The 1,584-nt window shown below is 55.4% G+C and carries 2 protein-coding genes; both read right to left on the minus strand.

Annotated elements, in window-relative coordinates; genetic code table 11:
- Positions 1–109 precede the first annotated feature (109 nt).
- The gene (locus tag Q2B33_RS24060) at positions 110–397 is read right to left on the minus strand and encodes a DUF1905 domain-containing protein (protein ID WP_300784616.1); all 288 of its coding nucleotides are present in this window, start codon (positions 395–397) and stop codon (positions 110–112) included.
- A 93-nt stretch (positions 398–490) separates the two neighbouring features.
- On the minus strand, positions 491–1,584 hold a 1,094-nt coding region (locus Q2B33_RS24065), incomplete at its 5' end, for a hypothetical protein (protein WP_330691431.1).

Below are 1,584 nucleotides of genomic sequence, written 5' to 3' on the forward strand. Positions count from 1 at the left end.
ATCTCCTTAGGAATTGTCGGAAAATAACCGCTACAATTTGTTTAGGAAAAAGCCCGGAAATACAATAAAAATTGCTGCAAACTTGTAGCGGTTATTTGTAGACACTTCCTTACTCCCGCTCTGTCACTGTTACCCGCACCTGGTCCCCGGGCTGCTTCCCGATTTTGGCGCGGATATCCTTCCGCAGGCCCAGGATATAGCAGATGCTCCCGTCCTCATTCTTTACGCCCATATTCACAATGCTGCCGTCATAGGGCTCCCCGTCAAAGGTGGCGTGGACTTTCACCCTGCCCCGGCCGAATTCCTTCCGGATGTCATAGGGAAACAACACATAAGCTCCTCCTGTGTCCCCTGCGCTGTAAATCAGGGATTCAAACTCGTATATTTTTTCATTCATTCCTGTCTCTCTTCTCCTGCAATCGAAACTCTCGCTCCGCCGTTCCGGCCTCTGCCATCCCCGCGGAAAAATTTTCCTGGGCTGATATTCATATCAGCCGTCGCTCAATGTCGCGCAGCCCTCATAGACCTTCCATATTCCCTTCCCCAAAAACTGCCCGCTGCGGTCTTTTTCATACCGGGGCGCCTCCAGTTCCGGAAGTTCGGACAGGCTGCCGTCCAAATATTGTCCCAGACGATATACGGCTGTCTCAAGCCTGGCAGTAAGCCCTCCGTAGCGGAGATCCAGCCGGGACCAGCCAAAGGGAGAACAGGTCTGCATCCACTGCTGCCTGTGGGCAGTCCGCAGCGCTTTCACCCGGTCAAGCAGTTCCCTCATCTGTTCCGCGTCTTTTCCAAGGGCCTCCCGGTCCCTGTCTTTATAGTGCTGATGCAGCCTTTCCCCCAAAGCGGCTTTCAGCTGCAGGGACTTGGCCAGAAGGAGCGGAACCAGTAAAAACCATCCTTCCTCCCCTGCCTTTTCCAGGTCCGCCTCCAGCAGCCGCGCCGTTTTCCCATAATGCGCATCCAGTCCAAGCCCCCGCAGATCCGCGTCGTACAGTCCCTCCAGAGGATCCTGCCAGAGAAGATATTTGGAGGGATTGGGCGGCCAGCGGTTCTCCGGATTGCTGCAGGGAACCACGTCCAGAAAAGCCGTGTCCGCAAACCACCCTGCGCATAATCCGGTACATGCGGCAAAGCGGGCGTCCAGAACCTCATGGCCCACGGACGCCACTATGCTGATGCCGTACTGATGCGCATAGTCGTCCAACTGCCGCAGCTGTTCCCGGGTATAGCCTCCCCGCATATAGCCGAACCGGGGCTCTCCCTCCAGCTCATACACATCCTCCATGTACAGGATCAGGCAATTCAGCCCCATCAGCGCCATGCGGTCCAGAACATCTCTCAGAAATCCAGGATTAGGCACACTGTTCCGGGAGGCGTCAATCATAACGCCTATCCTGGGGATATACATTTTTTCTGTATGGTTCATTTGGGACTTTCCCCCATTCTCCCGCAGAATCCCCAATGCCCGGAACAAATGAATCCTCTCCCGAAAGCCGATCCGGCAGATGTCCCCCTTCAGGGTAATCAGCAGCGCCTCTTCTCCCCCGGCCGGCAGCCCGAAAAAATCCACACGGATTCCAT

The sequence above is a fragment of the uncultured Acetatifactor sp. genome, from assembly GCF_948601915.1.
In the GTDB taxonomy this organism is placed as follows: domain Bacteria; phylum Bacillota; class Clostridia; order Lachnospirales; family Lachnospiraceae; genus Acetatifactor.

Excerpts from the sequence above, each read along its gene's own strand:
- Q2B33_RS24060 (WP_300784616.1), bottom strand. The coding sequence starts at position 397 with ATGAATGAAAAAATATACGAGTTTGAATCCCTGATTTACAGCGCAGGG.